Origin of the sequence: Serratia sp. BNK-4, from assembly GCF_048685115.1 — a bacterium.
Taxonomy (GTDB): domain Bacteria; phylum Pseudomonadota; class Gammaproteobacteria; order Enterobacterales; family Enterobacteriaceae; genus Serratia; species Serratia bockelmannii.
This window is the reverse complement of sequence record NZ_JBLQTM010000001.1, coordinates 933022-953093: the sequence shown is the minus strand read 5'-3', so window position 1 is coordinate 953093 and position 20072 is coordinate 933022. Positions and strand designations below refer to the sequence as shown.

The following is a 20072-nucleotide window of genomic DNA, read 5'->3' as shown; positions in this document are numbered from 1 at the left end:
CCGCCAAATTAACAGCAGATTGTGCTGTTTCATCTGGCGAGCGCAGAGCCTCCTTTTTCGCTATGCTAGCGATCAGAATATAAAGTGACCCGAGTTGAACATGCCCTCTCTGCTATTAGTTGATGACCACCCGGTGGTTCATGTCGCACTGGAAGCGGCGCTAATGAAATCATCCCGCCCCTACCGCCTGCAGGCGGCACAGGATGACGTACAGGCGCTGGCCCTGCTGGCCGAGGCCGCTTTTGGCCTGGTGATCCTGGATATCGGCCTGCCGCAGGCCGACGGGCTGCAGCTGTTGAAAAAAATCCGCCGCCGCTATCCGCAACAAAAAATCCTGATCTATACCGCGCAGGAAGCCGATGTCTATGCGCGCATGGCGCATGCCGCCGGCGCCGACGGTTTCGTCAATAAAGGCAGCTCGCTGGCGGAGTTGGTGCAGGCGATCGAGCAGGTGCTGGACGGTGAAACCCGCTTCCCCGCCGCCGCGCTGGCCGAAGAGCCGCCGACGGCGGACGGCGGGCAGCTCACCCCTAAGGAGCTCGAGGTGCTGGGCTTGCTGAGCCAGGGGCTGTCCAACCTGCAGATCGCCGACCGGCTGCACATCAGCAACAAGACCGTCAGCACGCACAAAAAAAACATCCAGCGCAAAACCGGCGCCGGCAACCTGCTGGAGCTGGTGGCGGTGTTTAAAGAGCTGGCGCCATGATGCGCCGCGCCCTGCTGCTGCTGATCCTGTGGTGCGGTCTGGCGCAGGCGGCGGAGCCGGTGCGCTATCAGTTGGTCAGCAACCTGAATACCCCCGAGAACATGCTGATCGTCGGCGAGAAAAATCCCTGGCGCGATCGCACGCTGCGCGTCGGCATCATCAGTGAGAACACCAGCCCATACAACATCATCGTGGACGACGATCTGTATGGGCTGAACGCCGACTACCTCGGCTATATTCAGCAGGTGACCGGCATCCGCTTCGCCATTTACGGCTTCGCCGACCTGACGCAGCTGGAGCAGGCGCTGCACGACGGCAAGGTCGATCTGCTGTACGGCATCCCGCAGAGTGAAGCGCTGCACGGGCTGGAGATCTCTCAGCCCTACTACGTCAGCAATCTGCGCGTATTGCGCGATCGCAGCAACGATCGGCCGGTGATGCTCAATTCCGCCAACGCCCGCGTCGCGATCGGCGCGCTGACCGACATGCAGTCCGGCGGCGCCCTGCAGGCGGTGGCATCGCAGATCCAGCGCTACGACAACAACCTGCAGGCGGTCTATTCGCTGCTCAACGGCAGCAGCGACTACTTTATCGCCGACGAGGCCAGCGCCAGCTTTATCATCGACCAGCTGCAGCTCGGCCAGCTCTATCAGATTGAAAGCAACGAGAACCTGGGCAACCTTTCCTTCGTGTTCGCCGCCGCCGATCCGCGCCTGATAGACACGCTGGACACCGCCATCGCCGACGCGCCGATGGAGCTGATGAATGCCCTGCAGAGCCGCTGGAGCAAAAAGATCCCCAGCTACCTCGACACCGGCAATGCCGATCTGACGGCGATGGAGAAAAACTGGGTGGCGAGCCACCGCGTGGTTTACTACGCCGCCATCGAGAACAACTTCCCGTTCGCCTACCGCGGCTCCGACGGCCAGCCGCGTGGCTACGCCATCGACATTCTCAACATCATCGCGCAAAACACCGGACTGCGTTTCGCGCCGCTGTGGGCGCGCAACGCCGAGCAGGCCGATGAGCTGGTGCAGTCCGGCCAGGCCAGCTTCCGCGCCGCCCTGCCGCTGGCGCGCGGCGTCAAGGCGCGCTACGGCGCCAGCATGCCGATCCATCGTTCGCTGTGGGGCGTTTACGTCGGCCAATACGCCAACGGCATCTCAACCTGGAGCGATTTGGCCGGTAAGCGCATCGGCGTGCTGCAGGGCGATTTGGCGCAGGGGCTGGTACCGGAACAGGAGCAGACCGTCAGCTTCGCCGACAGCAAGTCGATGTACGACGCGCTGGCCAACGGCCAGTTGGATGCGCTGGTGGATAACGTCATTTCCGCCAACTTTTTGGCGCTGTCGCGCTATTCCGGCGCCATCAAACTGGCCTTCGCCGCCAACAATATCCCCTATCCGGTGGCCTTCGGCGTGCGTCGCGATCAGACGCTGCTACTGGCAATCCTCGATAAGAACCTGATGCAGATCCCGGCGGACACCCTGCAATCGCTGCGCGACGAGTGGATCGTCGATCGCAGCAACCTGATCGATGCGGTGAACGATAACCGCATGCCACCGCAGACTACCTGGCTGCTGGCGCTGCTGGCCGCCGCCACCGTGCTGCTGTTGGCGCTGACGCTGCGCCGTTTCATGCTGCAGCGCCGTGAAAAACGCGAACGCGAAGAGCTCGAGCAGGCGCGCCGCCGCGCCGAAGCGGAAAACCGCATGAAGAGCAAATTCCTCGCCACCGTCAGCCACGAGTTGCGCACGCCGATGCACGCCATCCTCGGCCTGCTGGAACTGGAGCTCAAACGCCAACCCGCGCAGGAAGGCCTGCCGGTGATATACAGCTCGGCCTCTTCGCTGCTCAACCTGCTCAACGACCTGCAGGATCACGCTCGGCTGGAAACCGGTTCGCTGACGCTGGCGCCGAAACCGGTGGCGCTGCGCCCCTGGGTCGCGCGCATCGACGCCCTCTACCGGCCGCTGATCGGCGAACGGCCGTTGACGCTGAGCGTAGTGGCGGATCCGGCGCTGCCGGAGGCGGTGATTATTGATGGTGAGCGTTTACTTCAGGTGGCTAATAACTTGATAAACAACGCGATAAAGTTCACGCCGCGCGGCACCATTCAGGTCGAGGTCGGCTGGCACGCGCAGGATGAGCGGCAGGGGGAATTGCATCTGACGGTGAACGACAGCGGCTGCGGCATCGCCGCCGATGAGATAGGCAAGCTGTTCCAACCGTTTTACCGTGCACGCGGCACGCAACGCATCTCGGTGCAGGGCACCGGTTTGGGGCTGTCGATCTGCAAAGAAATCGTCGAACAGATGGGCGGCCGCATCGAACTGCACTCGCAGCCGGGCGTCGGTACCCGTGTCAAGGTCGCGATACCGGTCGAGCTGAGCGGCGCGCTGCCGGCTGTCGCCCCGGCAGAGCGCACCTTTGCTCTGCCGTCTTCCGCCTTACGTACCGCGCTGATCGACGATCATCCCACCAATCTGTTGCTGATGGAACGCCAACTGCGCCACTTCGGATTACAGCCGGCCCGCTTCGAACAAGGCTATCCGCTGCTGAAGGCCCAGCGCCGAAAGCCGTTCGATCTGCTGTTTATCGACTATAACATGCCGCGCCCGGACGGCCTGACGCTGGCCAGACTGATCCGACGCGACGAACAGCGGCTGCAGCGCCCGCCTTGCCGCATCGTGCTCTGCTCGGCAGACGTGCAGGAGTTTACCCGCATCCCGCCGGGGCTGGTGGCGATCGACCACTTCCTGACCAAACCGATTTCACTGGCGGCGATCGGCCAGGTATTGGCTCAACAGCCGCAGGCTCAGGAAGAAAAGTCAGTCCTTACTGACCTGCGGCAAACGCTGGCCGAAATGGCGGGTGGCGATCGCGCCATGCTGCAGCGGCTGGCGCAGACGCTCGGCGATACGCTGCGGCAAGACCGGCAGCGGCTCGCGGACGCCGTCGACGCGCACGACTGGCCGCGCCTGGAGCAGGCGGCGCACCGCATCAAGGGCAGCCTGCTGATGCTGCAGCTGCCGGAAGCCGCGCAGCTGTGCCAGCAGCTGGTGGATACCGCACGTCGAGGCGAGCTTGCCGCCGCCGCTTATACTAAATTAAAGGCGTCAGTGGCGCGGATAGTGTCGGAGCTGGACGCTCTGCTCGCCGCCGCCCCCTCTTTTATGCATAAGGATGAATAATGTCGGACACTCCACACGTACACCTGCCGAAAGACAGTAATAGTAAACGCCTACTGACCGCTTTTTTAGTCACCGCGGTCTTTATGGTGGCCGAGGTGGTCGGCGGCCTGTTGTCCGGCTCGCTGGCGCTGTTAGCCGATGCCGGGCACATGCTGACCGATGCCGCCGCGCTGTTGGTGGCGCTGATGGCGGTGCACTTTTCCCAGCGCAAGCCCAACGCGCGCCACACCTTCGGCTATCTGCGCCTGACCACCCTGGCGGCCTTCCTCAACGCCGCGGCGCTGCTGGTGATCGTGGTATTCATCCTGTGGGAGGCGATACGGCGTTTCTTCGAACCACAGCCGGTGATGGGTACTCCGATGCTGATCATCGCCATAGCGGGGCTACTGGCGAACCTGTTCGCCTTCTGGCTGTTGCATCGCGGCAGCGAAGAGAAAAATATCAACGTGAGGGCGGCCGCGCTGCATGTGTTGGGCGACCTGCTCGGCTCGGTGGGCGCCATCGTCGCCGCCATCGTCATTCTCGCCACCGGCTGGACGCCGATTGACCCGATCCTGTCGGTGCTGGTCTCCTGTCTGGTGCTGCGCAGCGCCTGGCGACTGCTGAAGGAGAGCTTCCACGAGCTGTTGGAAGGCACGCCGCAGGAGGTCGACATCGCCAAGCTGCAAAAAGACCTGTGCCTGAATATCCCGGAAGTGCGCAACATCCACCACGTGCACGTCTGGCAGATTGGCGACCAGAAGCTGATGACGCTGCATGCGCAGGTGATCCCGCCGCATGACCACGATGGGCTGTTGCAACGCATTCAGGCTTATCTGTTGGAACACTACAAAATTGGCCACGTGACCATTCAGATGGAGTACCAGCACTGCGAGACGCCGGACTGCGGTATCAACCGGGCGCCGGAGCCGAGTGAACACTCACATGCCGAAGCGCATTCCCATCTGGGACATCGCCACTAAGCCAAGAGGGCGCCACCACGGCGCCCTCTGCGTTGTTACGGAGCGGAAGATAACGGATTGGAATGGTTGCGCCCGGCGCTCTTGATCCACAGCCAGGAGCCGTTCAGGGCGATCAGCGTCAGAATGACGTACTCCAGCGCCATCGCGTACACCCCTTGGTAGGCGAAGATCGCCACGCTGATGACATCAATAACCACCCACAGCAGCCAGTTTTCCACGTACTTGCGCGTCATCAGGATCATCGCCACGATGGAGAGCACCATCATCGCCGAATCCCAGAACGGGAAGGCGTCCGGCTGCAGCGTCGGCATCTGTACGTTCAGCCCCAGCCCTTGCATCACCGCCACCGCAACCTGCGTCAGCCAGGCGAACACGCGGTCGATGTTGAAGGTCATCAGGCCGATGCCGATGACGCAGACCGCCGCCCAGGCCAACGCTTTCGGCAGCGGCAGCCAGCGGATCTGCAGCTCGGCCTGATTATCCTGGGTCTGGCGGCTCCAGGCATACCAACCGTAAATATTGGCGCCGAAGAAAAACAGCTGCAGCAGCAGGCTGGCGTACAGCTGGATCTGGAAGAAAATCACCGCGAACAGCGTGACGTTGATCAGGCCGAACAGGTAGTTGATGATTTTTTCCTTGCTGGCATACCAGATGCACAGCAACCCGAACAATGTGCCGATAGCTTCGATCCACGACAGATCGTAACCGCCTGCGCCCAGCGGAATGTGCACCAGAATATTGCTGGTACTGAAGAAGCTCATGAGGTCATCCTTTTAAACGGTTAAGCGTTGCCTTTAACCTGCATCTTAAGCTGAGCGGCGAAATCCAGCATGCGGTTCAGCGGCACCAGCGCCTTCTCACGCAGCGCGGCGTCCACGTGGATCTCATGCTGCGCGCCCCCCTGCTCCAGCCCTTCGGCAATTGCCTTCAGGCCATTCATCGCCATCCACGGGCAATGCGCGCAGCTGCGGCAGGTCGCGCCTTCTCCGGCGGTCGGTGCTTCGAATAACTCTTTGTCCGGGCAGGCCTGCTGCATCTTGTAAAAGATACCGCGATCGGTGGCGACAATCAGCTGTTGATGCGGCAATGTTTTCGCCGCCTGGATCAGTTGGCTGGTAGAGCCCACCGCATCCGCCAGCTCGACCACCGCCTGAGGCGATTCGGGATGCACCAGGATCGCCGCCTGCGGATAAAGCGCCTTCATGCGCCGCAGCGCCTGGGTCTTGAACTCGTCATGGACAATGCAGGCGCCTTGCCAACACAACACGTCAGCGCCGGTCTGCTTCTGCACGTAGCTGCCGAGATGACGATCCGGCGCCCAGATGATCTTCTCGCCCAGGCTATCCAGATGCTCGATCAATTCGACGGCGATGCTGGAGGTCACCACCCAGTCAGCGCGCGCTTTGACCGCCGCCGAAGTGTTCGCATAGACCACCACGGTGCGATCGGGATGGCTGTCGCAAAACGCATGAAACTCCTCTTCCGGGCAGCCCAGATCCAGCGAACATTCGGCAAACAGCGTCGGCATCAGCACCTGCTTTTCGGGGCTGAGGATTTTGGCGGTTTCCCCCATGAAACGCACGCCGGCCACCAACAGCGTGGAAGCCGGATGGGCGCTGCCGAAGCGCGCCATTTCCAGCGAATCCGCCACGCAGCCGCCGGTTTCTTCCGCCAGCGCCTGGATTTCCGGATCGGTATAATAGTGGGCGACCATCACCGCATTGCGCTGCTTGAGCAGGGTTTTGATCTTCTCGCGATAAAAGGCTTTTTCGGCTACGTCCAGCGGTACCGGTTTAGGCGGGAAGGGATACACCGCCGCATTGACATCAAACATTTCACTCATCGCTGCAATCTCATGCTAGGCTGGGCGCCTGCCGCGTGAATATCGCCTACCGCAACGCCCTTCGTTTTATATACTAAACAAAATACCTAAAATCGCGCGAAAAGTCCGCTGATATTTTCAATTTTGCGCACTCAATGTTTAATAGATTAAAAACATAGGCATTAGCCGCGCAGTTCACAGCGGATTAACAGCCTGAGGAGAACGTATAGCCGTTCAGAAAAGAGCGGGATGATAGTCGGTGTCGTGTTGAAACGAGAAAGCAGCGGATTCAGATTGCGGTGATGCGGATACGAAAAAAGCGCCCAAAGGCGCTTTTTTCTGAATGGGTGGGTCGTGCAGGATTGATTCGGCCTGTGGCCTCACCCTACGGGCAACGCTGCGCGTTGTCGTATCGCTGCGCGATGCTCGAACCTGAACGCAGGATCTCACCCGCACGACTCAGTGGGCTATGTCAGCAAGAAGATAAAGGTAGAGTCAGGTGGCGCAGATGCGAAAAAAGCGCCAAAAGGCGCTTTTTTCTGAATTGGTGGGTCGTGCAGGATTGATTCGGCCTGTGGCCTCACCCTACGGGCAACGCTGCGCGTTGTCGTATCGCTGCGCGATGCTCGAACCTGAACGCAGGATCTCACCCGCACGACTCACTGGGCTATGTCAGCAAGAAGATAAAGGTAAAGTCAGGTGGGCGCAGATGCGAAAAAAGCGCCAAAAGGCGCTTTTTTCTAAATTGGTGGGTCGTGCAGGATTCGAACCTGCGACCAATTGATTAAAAGTCAACTGCTCTACCAACTGAGCTAACGACCCGCAGTGTGGTGGGTGATGACGGGCTCGAACCGCCGACCCCCTCCGTGTAAAGGAGATGCTCTACCAACTGAGCTAATCACCCACTGCTGTGGTACTGCTATTTTCACTCTCAAAGAGTGGTGGGTCGTGCAGGATAACTCGGCCTTGGGCCTCGCCCTTCGGGCCATCACCGGAGTGATGTTGTCTCGCTTCGCGAGACTCGAACCTTTACGGTTCTCATCCTGACGATTTAACACCTTGCTCTATTAAAGAGTGGTGGGTCGTGCAGGATTCGAACCTGCGACCAATTGATTAAAAGTCAACTGCTCTACCAACTGAGCTAACGACCCACTGATGTGGTTTACTGCTGATGGCGAATAGGTTATTGGAACCGACTCGCGGAAAACAAGGATGGGGATGTTCAGGACAACTCGACGGGTACTCGACTCGGACCTTTACTTGCCACATCAAACCGATTCTGAAGCTGCCATTCTTAAAGAATGGTGGGTCGTGCAGGATAACTCGGCCTTTGGCCTCGCCCTTGCGGGCCATCACCGGAGTGATGTTGTCTCGCTGCGCGAGACTCGAACCTTTACGGTTCTCATCCTTTACGATTCTCTATCGCAGCCATTCGCGAAGAATGGTGGGTCGTGCAGGATTCGAACCTGCGACCAATTGATTAAAAGTCAACTGCTCTACCAACTGAGCTAACGACCCATAACAGTGGTGGGTGATGACGGGCTCGAACCGCCGACCCCCTCCGTGTAAAGGAGATGCTCTACCAACTGAGCTAATCACCCACTGTTGTGGTTACTGCTACTTCAGAAATTGGTGGGTCGTGCAGGATTCGAACCTGCGACCAATTGATTAAAAGTCAACTGCTCTACCAACTGAGCTAACGACCCAATTTCCCTGCCGCTTTAACATCTTGCAAGATGTCTTGGCAACGGCGGCATATATTACTAATTTATCTTGGCAGCGCAACCTAAATTTTTTACCGATGCGTTCAACTGCTTGTTCTTCACGCGAATGAGCCCAGAAATCGGTCAAATCGACTAACTTCTGGGCTCATTTTTCTGACTGTTAACCGCCTACGCGACTTTTCGCCTGTTTGGCCGCCGCACTGGTTGGGTATTGTTTAATCACCTGTTGGAACACGGCTTTGGCTTTATCGGCCTGCCCTTTCTCCTGCATGATGATACCCACCTTGTACATGGCGTCCGGCGCCTTCGGTGATTTAGCGTAATTCTTCACCACCACCGCAAAATAGTAGGCCGCGTCGTCTTTTTTACCCTTGTTGTAGAACAACTGACCCAGCCAATAATTGGCGTTGGGCTGATAGGTAGACTTCGGGTACTGTTTTACGAAGGACTGAAAGGCAGAAATCGCCTGGTCATACTGTTTTTTTTCCAGCGCCAGAGAAACAGCGGCGTTGTAGTCGCTGTTCTCATCACCGCCGCTCGGCGTTGCAGACGCGGCTGCAGGCGCGCTGCTGCCCGCATCGGAAGATGCGCCTGCGGCTGCCCCACCGGCAGTGCCCGCGGCCGCAGAGGCGCTCTGAGCGCCGCCCTGGCTGAGGCTATCCATCTGCTGATAGATTTGCTTCTGGCGTTCAACCACCTGATTCAACTGATACTGACTTTCCTGGATTTGCCCACGGAGAGAATCAATGTCGCGTTGGTTATCAGAGAGTTGTTGCTGGAGTTGGTTTAAAAGCTGGCCTTGAGCATTGCTGATGCGCTCAAGCGAGGTGACGCGGTCTTCGACCGAGCCGGAGCCGACATTACTGATTGGCGCTTGGGCAGTAGCGGCCCAGGGGGCCGCTACGCCAACCAGTAACGACAGACTCAACAGGTGACGTCTGAAGTTACTGTTCATGCGATTCTCTTAGTAAACCAGAACGGCACGACGGTTTTTAGCATAAGCCGCTTCGTCGTGGCCCAGTACTGCTGGTTTTTCTTTACCGTAAGAAACGATAGAGATCTGGTCAGCGGAAACGCCTTTACCCTGCAGGTACATTTTAACGGCGTTAGCACGGCGCTCACCCAGAGCGATGTTGTATTCCGGCGTGCCGCGTTCGTCAGCATGGCCTTCAACGGTCACTTTGTAAGACGGGTTGTTACGCAGGAATGCAGCGTGCGCGTCCAGCATCTGAGCGAATTCGGAGCTAACGTCATACTTGTCCAGGCCGAAGTAAACGATGTTGTTCTTCTGCAGTTCTTGCATCTGCAGACGAGCTTGTTCTTCGGAAGACAGGTTGCTGCTGCCGTTTTCCATACCAGTGCCAGCGCCCATACCAGATTGGTCGTTGTTCGCGCTTTTGTTAGAACTACAAGCTGCTACAGCCAGAACTGGCAGTGCCAGCAGAAGCCCTTTCAGCACTTTGTTCAGTTGCATTTCTTTGATCCTTTTATAGTTTGCCATACATATTTACACATGCATCACAGATACGGCGACCAGGCAGGGAATTTGACCTGTCCATCAGTTGCCGGAAGACGCGCTTTGAAACGCCCATCAGTTGACACCAACTGCAGCACGGAGCCCATACCTTGCGTGGAGCTATAGATCACCATGGTGCCGTTTGGCGCAATACTAGGCGTTTCATCCAGGAAGGTGCCGGTCAAAACCTGAACGGCGCCCGATCCAAGATCTTGTTTGGCGATGTGTTGTGCACCACTGTTGGTGCTCACCATCACCAGGAATTTACCGTCGGAGCTGACTTCAGAATCCTGGTTCTGAGAGCCTTCCCACGTCAGACGCTGTGCGGCACCGCCGCTGGCGCTGATTTTATAAATCTGCGGACGCCCGCCCTGGTCGGAGGTAAACGCCAGCGACTGGCCATCCGGGAACCAGGTCGGTTCGGTGTTGTTGTTGCGACCATCGGTCAGCTGCGTGATTTGGCCGGAGCCGAGGTTCATCACGTACAGGTTCAGGCTCCCGCTCTTGGACAGCGCGAAGGCCAGCCTGCTGCCGTCCGGAGAGAACGCCGGCGCACCGTTGTGGCGCGGGAACGAGGCGATCTGGCGGATAGCGCCGTTAGCCAGGGTCTGTACCACCAGCGCGGAACGGCCGCTCTCGAAGGTCACGTAAGCCAGTTTGCTGCCGTCCGGCGACCAGGCCGGCGACATCAGCGGCTCAGGCGAACGGTGCACCGTGAACTGGTTGTAACCGTCGTAATCCGCTACGCGCAGCTCATACGGGAATTTCCCCCCGTTGGTCTGCACGACGTAGGCGATACGGGTACGGAACGCGCCCTTGATGCCGGTCAGCTTCTCGAACACTTCGTCGCTGGCGGTATGGGCAGAATAACGCAACCACTGTTTGGTCACTTTATACTGGTTCTGCGCCAATACGGTGCCCGGCGAACCCGAGGTGTCCACCAACTGGTAGGAGATCAGGTAGCTGCCGTCGGCGCCAGGTTGAACCTGGCCGACAACCACGGCGTCGATGCCCAATGCAGTCCAGGCCGCCGGCGTCACTTCAGACGCGGAGGTCGGTTGCTGCGGCATGCGCGCCACGTCGATCGGGTTGAATTTGCCGCTGTTACGCAGATCCGCGCCGACAATCTTGCCGATATCTTCCGGCGGCGTGCCTGGGCCCGCCCACTTAAACGGCACCACGCCAATCGGGCGAGCAGAGTCGACCCCTTGGGTGATTTCAATGCGAACTTCCGCGTGCAGCACGGACGCCCACAGAATTAAAAAACCTAGCGCTACTCGAAATGCCTGCTTCATCTCATCTCCCTTATCCAGGCGGGATGCCTGCGATAAATTAGCAGAATTTTAACAAACCAACTTACGTAAAACTACATAATCCCTGTTGGTTACCTTAGTACATCCCTGTGATCTTACTCAGCTCAAACAACCATTATTAAGGTTTGAATTCAAGGGTAGCATTCTTAACATGCTGATAAACGGCATCGCTCGGCGGCTTCGGTATATGCGCCAACTTGGCGGCAGATACCGCGGCCTGGCACAATGCCGGATCGCCTCCCGCCGGTTGTACACTTATCAGCAGGCCGTCCGGCGCCAGCTTGATACGCAGGTCACAGGTTTTTCCGGCGAACGAACTGGCTTCATAGAACTTGCTTTCAATCGCGTTTTTAACCTGCCCAATATAACCATTGATATCCGCCCCGCTGGCGCCTGCCGCCTTGGCATTGCCCTGCCCGGCCGGTTTACCATCACCTTTCGATTTGGCACCGCCGCCCTTCGGCGCGTTCTTGCCGTCCGCCAGGCCGCCAAACAGATCGCTAACTTCATCCGATTGTTTCGCAGCCTCAGCGGCGGCCTTCTTCTTGGCGTCCGCAGCGGCTTTCTTGGCTGCCGCAGCTTTCTCAGCGGCGGCCGCTTTCTTCTCTGCCTCAGCGGCAGCCTTCTTCTCGGCTTCCGCTGCGGCTTTTTTCTCGGCTTCAGCGGCCGCTTTCTTCTCCGCGGCCTCTGCGGCTTTTTGCTCTGCGGCGGCAGCTGCGGCTTTCTTCGCCTCTTCCGCCTGTTTCTTGGCGGCGGCAGCGGCGGCCGCTTCTTTCTTGGCTTCCGCTTCGGCTTTCTTCTGCGCGTCCGCCTGTGCCTTGGCGACCTTTTCCGCTTCGGCCTTCGCCTTGGCGGCGGCGGCTTCGGCGACCTTCTGTTGCTCTTTGGCCTTGGCTGCGGCGGCTTCCGCCGCTTTTTGCTGCTCGGCGGCCTGTTTCTGCTGCTCCGCTGCCTTCTGCTGTTGCTCAGCCTGCGCCTTGGCGTCCTGCGCAGCTTTCTCCTGCGCCGCCAAACGCTCTTTCTCCAGCTCCTTCAGGCGCTGCTGCTGCTCCGCCTGCTTCTGCTGAAGCTCTTCGGCCTGTTGCTCCGCCTTTTTCTGGCGCTGCTTCTCGGCACGCTGCGCATCGTTGCTCTGCTGCTGCTGGCGGTTGTATTGCTCCACCACCGCGCCAGGATCGACCATCACTGCGCCCACCACGGTGCCATCACCGCCACCGCCGGCGCCCATGTCGACCTTTTCCTGCAGCGATCCCCAAATCAGCAGGGCAATCAATATGAAGTGCAGAACGACCGAAACAATAACGGCGCGGTTCAGCTTATCGTTTTGCTCAGTTGCCTTTACCAAAATAGATTCCCAAAAACTGGTGTTGCTTATACGGGGTTCCTGGGCCGCAGCGCAGGAACCGGGTTGCCGTTCGCCTTACGGTCAGATCGGCTGGGTCATCAGCCCCACGGAAGCCACGCCCGCCTGATGGAGAATATTCAATGCCTTGATAATCTCATCGTAAGGGACTTCCTTCGCACCGCCGATCAAAAAGACCGTTTTCGGGTTAGCCGCCAAACGCGACTTGGCTTCGGCCGCGACTTGCTCAGGCGGCAGCAGCTCCATACGGTTGTGATCCACCACCAGGGTGTATTGACCTACGCCGGAAACCTCAAGGATCACCGGCGGATTGTCATCGCTGGACACCGTTTTGGAATCGGTGGCGTCCGGCAGGTCAACCTCCACGCTCTGCGTGATGATTGGCGCGGTTGCCATAAAGATCAGCAGCAGCACCAGCAACACGTCGAGCAGCGGAACAATGTTAATTTCGGACTTCAGCTCGCGCCGACTACGTCCACGTACTCTCGCCATGCTACCTCCTACTTATTTGCTGTCGCTGGAGAAGGCCTGACGATGCAGAATAGCGGTGAACTCTTCCATAAAGTTGTCGTAATTCTGCTCAAGCTTGTTGACGCGCTGGTTGAGACGGTTGTAGGCCATTACCGCCGGGATAGCGGCGAACAGACCGATCGCGGTGGCGATCAGCGCTTCGGCGATACCCGGCGCTACCATCTGCAGCGTGGCTTGTTTCACCGCGCCCAGCGCGATAAAGGCGTGCATGATCCCCCACACGGTGCCGAACAGGCCGATGTACGGGCTGATCGAACCGACGGTGCCGAGGAATGGAATATGGGTTTCCAGCGTTTCCAGCTCGCGGTTCATCGAAATGCGCATCGCGCGCGACGCCCCTTCGATCACCGACTCCGGCGCATGGTTGTTGGCGCGGTGCAGGCGGGCGAACTCTTTGAAGCCGGAATGGAAGATCTGCTCGGAACCGGTCAGGCTATCGCGACGCGCCTGACTTTCCTGGTACAGACGGGAAAGCTCGATACCGGACCAGAATTTGTCTTCAAAGGCTTCGGCGTCACGCGTCGCCGCATTGAGGATGCGGGTGCGCTGAATGATGATCGCCCAAGAGGCTACCGAGAAGCATATCAAAATCAACATGATAAGCTTAACCAGCAGGCTCGCCTTCAAGAATAAATCTAGGATGTTCATGTCAGTCACTGCTTAAACTCCGCGACAATAGACTTAGGAAGCGCTCTTGGCTTCATTTGGTGTGGATCAATACAGGCAATCAGGACATCTGCCTGGCTCAGTAGGGCCCCGTCAGAATTGACAATGCGTTGAGCAAACGTGAGAGAAGCCCCGCGCAGACAGGTGATTTCACTCTGGACTTCCAGTTGCTCGTCGAGACGAGCCGGAGCCAGATAATCCACCGTCATGCGCCGGACGACAAAAGCGACTTGTTCACTGAGCAGCTGCTGTTGATGAAAGTTGTGCTGACGCAGCATCTCTGTGCGCGCTCTTTCAAAAAAGGCGACGTAGCGGGCGTGATAGACCACACCACTGGCATCGGTATCCTCGTAGTAAACGCGAACCGGCCATCGAAACAACGTATTACTCACTCTACTTCCCAGCAATGCAATTTAACGCTGCTACTATACGCAAGACGGATCGGGTTGGGAATGGGTTACAAGATGGGAATGAAAATAATTATGGGCCGTGAGGGCCCATAACAAGGGGACATCGGGGAGATTATAAAGAAACGTAAAGTAATCCTGCGAACAAGATCACAATGGCGGGAAGCGGCGCGAAAAAAGCGCGCCAGACGCTGCGCTGCGGGCGGAATCCGAAACCGTGGATCACCCCGGAGCACACCGCCCAAATCAGCAACAGCCCTTCCCAAATCTCCAGCGAGCTGGTTTTGGCGGCGAAACGCGTCGGATCCCAGAACACGCACCCCGCCAAAATCAACGCCAGCACCAGGGAAAGGGCCCGGATCGGGCCCTTGTCGGTGACAGCGTACAGCTTGTCAATCACGGACGAGCTCATCACTTACCGTCTTGCTGAGCTTTGGTCGCTTCGCTCTGCTCAAGCGCCAGCGCCGTGATAATGCCGAAGGCGCAGGCAAGAAGCGTTCCGAGAATCCAGGCAAAATACCACATGGTTTAGCTCCTTATCCTTAGTACAGCGAATGCTTGTTGTTTTCGATGTAGTTCTTGTCGAGGCGACCGAACATTTTGTAGTACGACCAGCTGGTGTACGCCAAAACGATAGGCACGAAGATCGCCGCCACGACGGTCATCACTTTCAGCGTCAACAGGCTCGAGGTCGCATCCCACATGGTCAGGCTGACGTTAGGCACAGTGCTCGACGGCATCACGAACGGGAACATGGTGACCCCGGCGGTGAGGATGACGCAGGCGATGGTCAACGACGAGGTGACGAACGCCAGCGCGCCCTTCTCCAGACGCGAGAACAGGATGGTGAACAACGGCAGCACTACGCCCAGTGCAGGCAAGGCCCACAGCAGCGGATACTTGTTGAAGTTGATCAGCCAAGCACCGGCCTGATGCGCCACTTCTTTACGCATCGGGTTGGATTCCGCCAGGGTGTCCAACGCCGACGTCACAACGAAGCCGTCGATGCCTTTCACCAGCCATACGCCCGCCAGCAGGAAACATACCGCCATGATCAGCGTCGCGATCTGTGCCGCAGCGCGTGAACGCAGGTGGATCTCGCCGGTGGTGCGCATTTGCAGGTAGGTCGCGCCCTGAGTGACCAGCATGGTCAGGCTGACCACGCCCGCCAACAGACCGAACGGGTTCAGCAGTTGGAAGAAGTTGCCGGTGTAGAACAGGCGCATGTACTCGTCCATGTGGAACGGCACGCCCTGCAGCAGGTTACCGAACGCCACGCCGAATACCACTGCAGGCACGAAGGAGCCGATGAAGATGCCCCAGTCCCACATGTTGCGCCAGCGGCTGCTCTCCAGCTTGGAACGGTAGTCGAAACCGACCGGGCGGAAGAACAAGGCGGCCAGCACCAGGATCATGGCGACGTAGAAGCCGGAGAAGGCCGCTGCGTAGACCATCGGCCAGGCGGCGAACAGCGCGCCGCCGGCGGTGATCAGCCACACCTGGTTACCGTCCCAGTGCGGAGCGATGGAGTTGATCATCACCCGGCGCTCGGTGTCGGTTTTGCCGATGATGCGCACCAGAATGCCGACGCCCATGTCGAAACCGTCGGTGACGGCGAAGCCGATCAGCAGAACGCCAACCAGGACCCACCAAATAAATCGCAGTACTTCATAGTCAAACATACGTGGACTCCTGTTTAGCGCGCTTCCTGCACGGCGGCAGTCGGTTGTTCAAAGTGATAGCGGCCGGTTTTCAGGCTGCTTGGACCCAGACGCGCAAACTTAAACATCAGGTACAATTCAGCCACCAGGAACAGGGTGTACAAGCCGCAGATCAGCCCCATTGAGAACAGAATGTCGCCCGCGGTCAGCGAAGAGTTGGCGACCGCCGTCGGCAGCACCTCACCAATCGCCCACGGTTGACGGCCGTATTCCGCCACGAACCAACCCGACTCGATCGCGATCCAAGGCAGCGGCAAACCGTACAGCGCCGCGCGGTGCAGCCATTTTTTCTGGCCGATGCGGCCGCGGATCACGTTCCAGAACGACAGGCCGATGATCAACAGCATGATCACGCCACAGGCCACCATGATGCGGAAGGCGAAGTACAGCGGCGCCACGCGCGGAATGGAGTCCTTGGTCGCCAGCTGGATTTGCGCTTCCGTCGCGTCGGTGACGTTCGGGGTATAGCGCTTCAGCAGCATGCCGTAGCCCAGGTCTTGCTTGGTTTTGTTGAATTCGGCACGCACCGCAGGATCGGTATTGCCGCCGCGCAGCTCTTCCAGCAGCTGGTAGGCTTTCATCCCGTTGCGGATACGCACTTCATGCTGCGCCATCAGATCTTTCAGGCCGGTGACCTGAGTGTCCGTGGAGCGGGTGGCGATCAGGCCAAGCGCATACGGGATCTGAATAGAGAAGGAGTTTTCCATCTTGTCCTGATCGGGAATGCCGAACAGGGTGAAGGAGGCCGGCGCCGGCTGAGTGTCCCATTCCGCTTCGATAGCGGCCAGTTTGGTTTTCTGCACGTCGCCCATTTCGTAGCCGGATTCATCACCCAGAACGATAACGGACAGAATGGCAGCCATACCAAAGCTGGCAGCGATGGCGAAGGAGCGCTTGGCAAAGGCGATGTCGCGGCCTTTCAGCAGATAGTAGGAACTGATACCCAGCACGAACATCGCGCCGCAGGTGTAGCCGGAAGCCACGGTGTGAACGAATTTCACCTGCGCAACCGGGTTAAGCACCAGTTCGGAGAAGCTGACCATCTCCATGCGCATGGTTTCGAAGTTGAAATCCGAAGCGATCGGGTTCTGCATCCAGCCGTTGGCGACCAGGATCCACAGCGCGGACAGGTTGGAGCCGAGAGCCACGAACCAGGTTACCGCCATGTGCTGCACCTTGCTCAGACGATCCCAGCCGAAGAAGAACAGGCCGACCAGCGTCGATTCAAGGAAGAACGCCATCAGACCTTCGATAGCCAGAGGGGCCCCGAAGATATCGCCGACGTAGTGAGAGAAATACGACCAGTTAGTCCCGAACTGGAACTCCATGGTCAAACCGGTGGCCACACCCAGAGCAAAGTTAATCGCAAATAACTTTCCCCAGAATTTGGTCATGTCTTTATAAATTTGTTTGCCAGACAGGACATATACCGTTTCCATAATTGCCAGCAAGAACGCCATACCGAGCGTTAATGGGACAAATAAGAAATGGTACATCGCCGTTAAAGCAAACTGTAAGCGCGACAGTTCGACAATATCAAACATCTTGACTCCTTGCTCCTCGCAGGAAGACTCCGACACGCGGTTATCGGCACGCTTCTTTCAAAGCTGCCAGTAACGCCCCGCAGTGAATGCCCTTAAACACAACAAATTTGATCCAGCTTCTCCGCTTTCAACCGCACACTCGGCCAATAGCCCCTCGGGCCCTCGACAAGCACGCCACTGAAAACCGACAACGGGTAACAAATGCAACAAGATCAACCATCCATAATCACAACATGGATGATACTCGCCCAATCCCACACAATAAATAGGTTTTTACGTGACGTGGGTTAGACTTTTGGTTACAGGTCAAATCTTAGCCGAAAGAGGTACTTCGGGCTAATTTGATCTGAGACAATTTAAGCCTATCCGCATCTTATTTCCATATTCATCAGCACATTTCGCATAATTTTCTTAGGGTCATGTTGCGCAATGGTTTAATTGTTTTTTAATGATATTTTTGTGTTAAATAAATGTAATTTAAAAGAGCCGCCATTGTATTATTACGCGCTTATTATGCGACATAATTAACCTTTTATTTCCAATAAGCCGTGACAGTGATAGCAGTCACAAAACAACAAATCTCTCTCCAATATTAGTCTATTTCTCGCGATGGGATCGTAAAGGTTGCGATTTTGTAGCAAAATGACCAATAATGTTAAAATTACATTGAGTGACAATAACTTATGAAAAAAATCATCTTTGCCTCTGTATTGGGACTCTCGGGAAACGTCATGGCCGCCGAAAAGGTAAATATCACCTTGCTGGGTACTTCCGATCTGCACGGCACTTTCGTGCCCTGGGACTACGCCAGCGACACGGAAAATCTGGCGGGCAGCCTGAGCCAGATAGCCACTCGGGTCAAACAGGTGCGGGCCGAGCAGCCCAACCTGATCCTGGTGGACGCCGGCGACACCATTCAGGGCAACTTCGTCGAAACCTTCAAGCATGAGGCCGTCAGCCCGATGATGCTGGGCCTCAACGCGCTCAATTATGATGTCTGGGTAATGGGTAACCACGAGTTCGACTTCGGCCTGCCGGTACTGGCTACGCCGCTCAAGCAGTTCAAAGGCGCGGCGCTGGCGGGCAATATCGTCTGGGACAACGGCAAGCCTTACCTGCCGGCCTACACCATCGTCGAACGCCAGGGCGTGAAAATTGGCATTATCGGTATGGATACGCCGATGACCGCGGAATTCGCCAAGGGCACCGATCGCATCAAAGGGCTGAACTTTACCGATCCGGTGCAGGCGGTGAAACAGGTCATCAGGCAAATCGACAGCCAGGTCGACGCGTTCGTGCTGGTGGCGCATATGGGCATCGACAACGAGAACCAGCGCCCCGGCACCGGCGTGGCCGACATCGCCAACGCCAACCCGGAGCTGGCGGCGATCGTCGCCGGCCACATGCATGTGAAGATCGATAAAGCGGTGGTTAACGGCGTCATCATCACCGAGCCGGATAAATACGGCCGCGCACTGTCGCGCATCGACCTGCAGTTTGAACGCCGCGACGGCAAATTCACGCTGATCGACAAAAACAGCTACACCTACCCGATCAAAGGGCTAGCGCCGGACAGCGCCATGCAAGCGCTCTACCAGCCGTATCATGACATTTTGCGCGCCAACGCCAACCGGGTCGTGGCGAAGCTGAGCGGCAGCGATCTGGTGCCCGCCGACGAGTTTCGCGGCATTCCTCAGGTACACGTGCAGGATACCGGCATCAGCGCGCTGTTCCAGCAGGCCGCCCGCCACTATGCGCCGCTGGCGCAGGTGATCGCCCTGCAGATCGACAACGATCGCGCCAAATTGGACGTCGGCGACATCAAGGCCAAGGATATCGCCTTTAACTACCAATACGCCGGCGGCGAGATCACCGTGTATCAGCTCAACGGCAAAGCGCTTAAACGCTACATGGAGTGGTCCGCCGGCTATTTCAATCAGCTGCAGCCGGGCGACGTCACCTACAGCTTTAACCCGGCGCGGCGATCGTCCAAATATTCCACCAACGATTTCTTCGATGGCGTCACCTATACCATCGATCTGCGCCAGCCCGCCGGTTCGCGCATCGTCGATCTGCGTCTGGCGGACGGCACGCCGGTCACCGACGACATGCCGATCCGCCTGGGCATGAACAGTTACCGCATGGGCCACCTGACGCAAAAGGGCGGCGCGCTGGAGGGGCAATCCTTCCCGGTGCTGTTCGACAGCAAAGCGCAATACGGTGAAGAAGAAGGTACCCTTCGCCACCTGGCCCTGCGCTACCTGGCGGAAGTGAAACACGGCCAGTACCAGGGCGTGACGCCGCAGCGCTGGAAGCTGGTCGGCCTGGAGGGGTACGAACCGCAGCGGGCGATCGTCAAACGGCTGCTCAATGAAGGTGTTATCCAGGTGCCGACCACCGACGATGGCCGCTACACCAACGTCGCCTCGATCAACGTCAAAGACGCGCTGTTCCGCAACGCCGACGATTACCGCACCGCCCTCACCTCGCTGGAAAAACAGCAGCAAACTACCGTGGATCCGGTACAACAGCGCCGCCTGCAGGATCGGATCGCGCTGATCAAAGCACTCAACGATTTCTGATCTTCGCCCATAAAAAAGGCC

General features: G+C 57.9%; 17 protein-coding genes, 6 tRNA genes and 4 other RNA genes. 4 read left to right on the top strand and 23 right to left on the bottom strand.

From position 1 onward, the window contains the following. Positions 1 to 100: 100 nt before the first annotated feature. Genes ACMGGW_RS04590 through zitB form a run of 3 tightly spaced genes read left to right on the top strand, consistent with a single transcriptional unit; the run spans position 101 to position 4862 of the window. Complete coding sequence (locus tag ACMGGW_RS04590; protein WP_025301892.1) at positions 101 to 706, top strand: response regulator transcription factor; 606 nt, start codon at positions 101 to 103, stop codon at positions 704 to 706. Further along, positions 703 to 3900, top strand: a complete 3198-nt coding sequence (locus tag ACMGGW_RS04585) for an ATP-binding protein (protein ID WP_197832610.1) — start codon at positions 703 to 705, stop codon at positions 3898 to 3900. The genes ACMGGW_RS04590 and ACMGGW_RS04585 overlap by 4 nt, the downstream gene beginning before the upstream one ends. Further along, entirely contained in the window at positions 3900 to 4862 is a 963-nt protein-coding gene (gene zitB, locus ACMGGW_RS04580; protein ID WP_025301890.1) for a CDF family zinc transporter ZitB, read from the top strand. Before ACMGGW_RS04585 ends, zitB begins: the two co-directional genes overlap by 1 nt. Before the next feature lie 35 nt (positions 4863 to 4897). On the opposite strand, the gene pnuC is transcribed toward zitB, so the two are convergent. The 23 genes from pnuC to cydA form a co-directional block, all read right to left on the bottom strand. Continuing rightward, positions 4898 to 5623 (bottom strand): nicotinamide riboside transporter PnuC, encoded by a 726-nt coding sequence (gene pnuC, locus ACMGGW_RS04575; RefSeq protein ID WP_060432602.1) that lies wholly within the window; start codon positions 5621 to 5623, stop codon positions 4898 to 4900. A gap of 20 nt (positions 5624 to 5643) precedes the next feature. Further along, positions 5644 to 6705 carry a quinolinate synthase NadA gene (gene nadA / locus ACMGGW_RS04570; protein WP_015376982.1) on the bottom strand — a complete coding sequence of 354 codons (1062 nt, stop codon included), beginning with the start codon at positions 6703 to 6705 and terminating at the stop codon, positions 5644 to 5646. Positions 6706 to 7029: 324 nt separating this feature from the next. Continuing rightward, positions 7030 to 7154: non-coding RNA, RtT sRNA (locus tag ACMGGW_RS04565), on the bottom strand. A gap of 75 nt (positions 7155 to 7229) precedes the next feature. Continuing rightward, a non-coding RNA gene (locus ACMGGW_RS04560) (RtT sRNA) lies at positions 7230 to 7354 on the bottom strand. Between the two features lie 76 nt (positions 7355 to 7430). Beyond that, positions 7431 to 7506 (bottom strand) — tRNA-Lys (locus tag ACMGGW_RS04555). Between the two features lie 6 nt (positions 7507 to 7512). Next, positions 7513 to 7588 (bottom strand) — tRNA-Val (locus tag ACMGGW_RS04550). Positions 7589 to 7623: 35 nt separating this feature from the next. Beyond that, positions 7624 to 7746, bottom strand: a non-coding RNA gene (locus ACMGGW_RS04545) — RtT sRNA. A gap of 13 nt (positions 7747 to 7759) precedes the next feature. Beyond that, positions 7760 to 7835, bottom strand: a tRNA-Lys gene (locus tag ACMGGW_RS04540). A 151-nt stretch (positions 7836 to 7986) separates the two neighbouring features. After that, positions 7987 to 8111: non-coding RNA, RtT sRNA (locus ACMGGW_RS04535), on the bottom strand. Between the two features lie 15 nt (positions 8112 to 8126). Next, a tRNA-Lys gene (locus tag ACMGGW_RS04530) sits at positions 8127 to 8202 on the bottom strand. A 7-nt stretch (positions 8203 to 8209) separates the two neighbouring features. Further along, positions 8210 to 8285 (bottom strand) — tRNA-Val (locus ACMGGW_RS04525). Between the two features lie 29 nt (positions 8286 to 8314). Further along, positions 8315 to 8390 (bottom strand) — tRNA-Lys (locus ACMGGW_RS04520). Between the two features lie 178 nt (positions 8391 to 8568). After that, complete coding sequence (gene cpoB, locus ACMGGW_RS04515) at positions 8569 to 9363, bottom strand: cell division protein CpoB (RefSeq protein WP_025301888.1); 795 nt, start codon at positions 9361 to 9363, stop codon at positions 8569 to 8571. 9 nt (positions 9364 to 9372) lie between these two features. Next, positions 9373 to 9882 carry a peptidoglycan-associated lipoprotein Pal gene (gene pal, locus ACMGGW_RS04510; RefSeq protein ID WP_025160033.1) on the bottom strand — a complete coding sequence of 170 codons (510 nt, stop codon included), beginning with the start codon at positions 9880 to 9882 and terminating at the stop codon, positions 9373 to 9375. A gap of 44 nt (positions 9883 to 9926) precedes the next feature. Then, on the bottom strand, positions 9927 to 11219 hold the full coding sequence (tolB, locus tag ACMGGW_RS04505) for a Tol-Pal system beta propeller repeat protein TolB (RefSeq protein WP_025301887.1): 1293 nt from the start codon (positions 11217 to 11219) through the stop codon (positions 9927 to 9929). Between the two features lie 136 nt (positions 11220 to 11355). After that, positions 11356 to 12582 (bottom strand): cell envelope integrity protein TolA, encoded by a 1227-nt coding sequence (tolA, locus tag ACMGGW_RS04500; protein WP_420279215.1) that lies wholly within the window; start codon positions 12580 to 12582, stop codon positions 11356 to 11358. Between the two features lie 81 nt (positions 12583 to 12663). Next, on the bottom strand, positions 12664 to 13092 hold the full coding sequence (gene tolR / locus ACMGGW_RS04495; protein ID WP_004939859.1) for a colicin uptake protein TolR: 429 nt from the start codon (positions 13090 to 13092) through the stop codon (positions 12664 to 12666). A gap of 12 nt (positions 13093 to 13104) precedes the next feature. Beyond that, complete coding sequence (tolQ, locus tag ACMGGW_RS04490) at positions 13105 to 13788, bottom strand: Tol-Pal system protein TolQ (protein WP_004939862.1); 684 nt, start codon at positions 13786 to 13788, stop codon at positions 13105 to 13107. Next, a complete protein-coding gene (gene ybgC, locus ACMGGW_RS04485) occupies positions 13785 to 14189 on the bottom strand; it encodes a tol-pal system-associated acyl-CoA thioesterase (RefSeq protein WP_025160034.1) in 405 nt (134 codons plus the stop codon). Before ybgC ends, tolQ begins: the two co-directional genes overlap by 4 nt. A gap of 130 nt (positions 14190 to 14319) precedes the next feature. After that, a complete protein-coding gene (gene ybgE / locus ACMGGW_RS04480; RefSeq protein WP_197832331.1) occupies positions 14320 to 14616 on the bottom strand; it encodes a cyd operon protein YbgE in 297 nt (98 codons plus the stop codon). Further along, complete coding sequence (gene cydX, locus ACMGGW_RS04475; protein WP_004939868.1) at positions 14616 to 14729, bottom strand: cytochrome bd-I oxidase subunit CydX; 114 nt, start codon at positions 14727 to 14729, stop codon at positions 14616 to 14618. Before cydX ends, ybgE begins: the two co-directional genes overlap by 1 nt. 17 nt (positions 14730 to 14746) lie before the next feature. Then, entirely contained in the window at positions 14747 to 15886 is a 1140-nt protein-coding gene (gene cydB, locus ACMGGW_RS04470; RefSeq protein ID WP_019454033.1) for a cytochrome d ubiquinol oxidase subunit II, read from the bottom strand. 14 nt (positions 15887 to 15900) lie between these two features. Then, positions 15901 to 17469, bottom strand: a complete 1569-nt coding sequence (gene cydA, locus ACMGGW_RS04465) for a cytochrome ubiquinol oxidase subunit I (protein WP_019454034.1) — start codon at positions 17467 to 17469, stop codon at positions 15901 to 15903. A gap of 683 nt (positions 17470 to 18152) precedes the next feature. On the opposite strand from cydA, the gene ACMGGW_RS04460 reads away from it, so the two are divergent. Continuing rightward, positions 18153 to 20051: a 5'-nucleotidase C-terminal domain-containing protein gene (locus ACMGGW_RS04460; RefSeq protein WP_197832310.1), complete on the top strand. Its 1899-nt coding sequence runs from the start codon at positions 18153 to 18155 to the stop codon at positions 20049 to 20051. Positions 20052 to 20072 lie beyond the last annotated feature (21 nt).

Excerpts from the sequence above, each read along its gene's own strand:
- ACMGGW_RS04590 (WP_025301892.1), top strand. The coding sequence starts at position 101 with ATGCCCTCTCTGCTATTAGTTGATGACCACCCGGTGGTTCATGTCGCA.
- ACMGGW_RS04585 (WP_197832610.1), top strand. The coding sequence starts at position 703 with ATGATGCGCCGCGCCCTGCTGCTGCTGATCCTGTGGTGCGGTCTGGCG.
- zitB (WP_025301890.1), top strand. The coding sequence starts at position 3,900 with ATGTCGGACACTCCACACGTACACCTGCCGAAAGACAGTAATAGTAAA.
- pnuC (WP_060432602.1), bottom strand. The coding sequence starts at position 5,623 with ATGAGCTTCTTCAGTACCAGCAATATTCTGGTGCACATTCCGCTGGGC.
- nadA (WP_015376982.1), bottom strand. The coding sequence starts at position 6,705 with ATGAGTGAAATGTTTGATGTCAATGCGGCGGTGTATCCCTTCCCGCCT.
- cpoB (WP_025301888.1), bottom strand. The coding sequence starts at position 9,363 with ATGAACAGTAACTTCAGACGTCACCTGTTGAGTCTGTCGTTACTGGTT.
- pal (WP_025160033.1), bottom strand. The coding sequence starts at position 9,882 with ATGCAACTGAACAAAGTGCTGAAAGGGCTTCTGCTGGCACTGCCAGTT.
- tolB (WP_025301887.1), bottom strand. The coding sequence starts at position 11,219 with ATGAAGCAGGCATTTCGAGTAGCGCTAGGTTTTTTAATTCTGTGGGCG.
- tolR (WP_004939859.1), bottom strand. The coding sequence starts at position 13,092 with ATGGCGAGAGTACGTGGACGTAGTCGGCGCGAGCTGAAGTCCGAAATT.
- ybgE (WP_197832331.1), bottom strand. The coding sequence starts at position 14,616 with ATGAGCTCGTCCGTGATTGACAAGCTGTACGCTGTCACCGACAAGGGC.
- cydX (WP_004939868.1), bottom strand. The coding sequence starts at position 14,729 with ATGTGGTATTTTGCCTGGATTCTCGGAACGCTTCTTGCCTGCGCCTTC.
- cydB (WP_019454033.1), bottom strand. The coding sequence starts at position 15,886 with ATGTTTGACTATGAAGTACTGCGATTTATTTGGTGGGTCCTGGTTGGC.
- cydA (WP_019454034.1), bottom strand. The coding sequence starts at position 17,469 with ATGTTTGATATTGTCGAACTGTCGCGCTTACAGTTTGCTTTAACGGCG.
- ACMGGW_RS04460 (WP_197832310.1), top strand. The coding sequence starts at position 18,153 with ATGAAAAAAATCATCTTTGCCTCTGTATTGGGACTCTCGGGAAACGTC.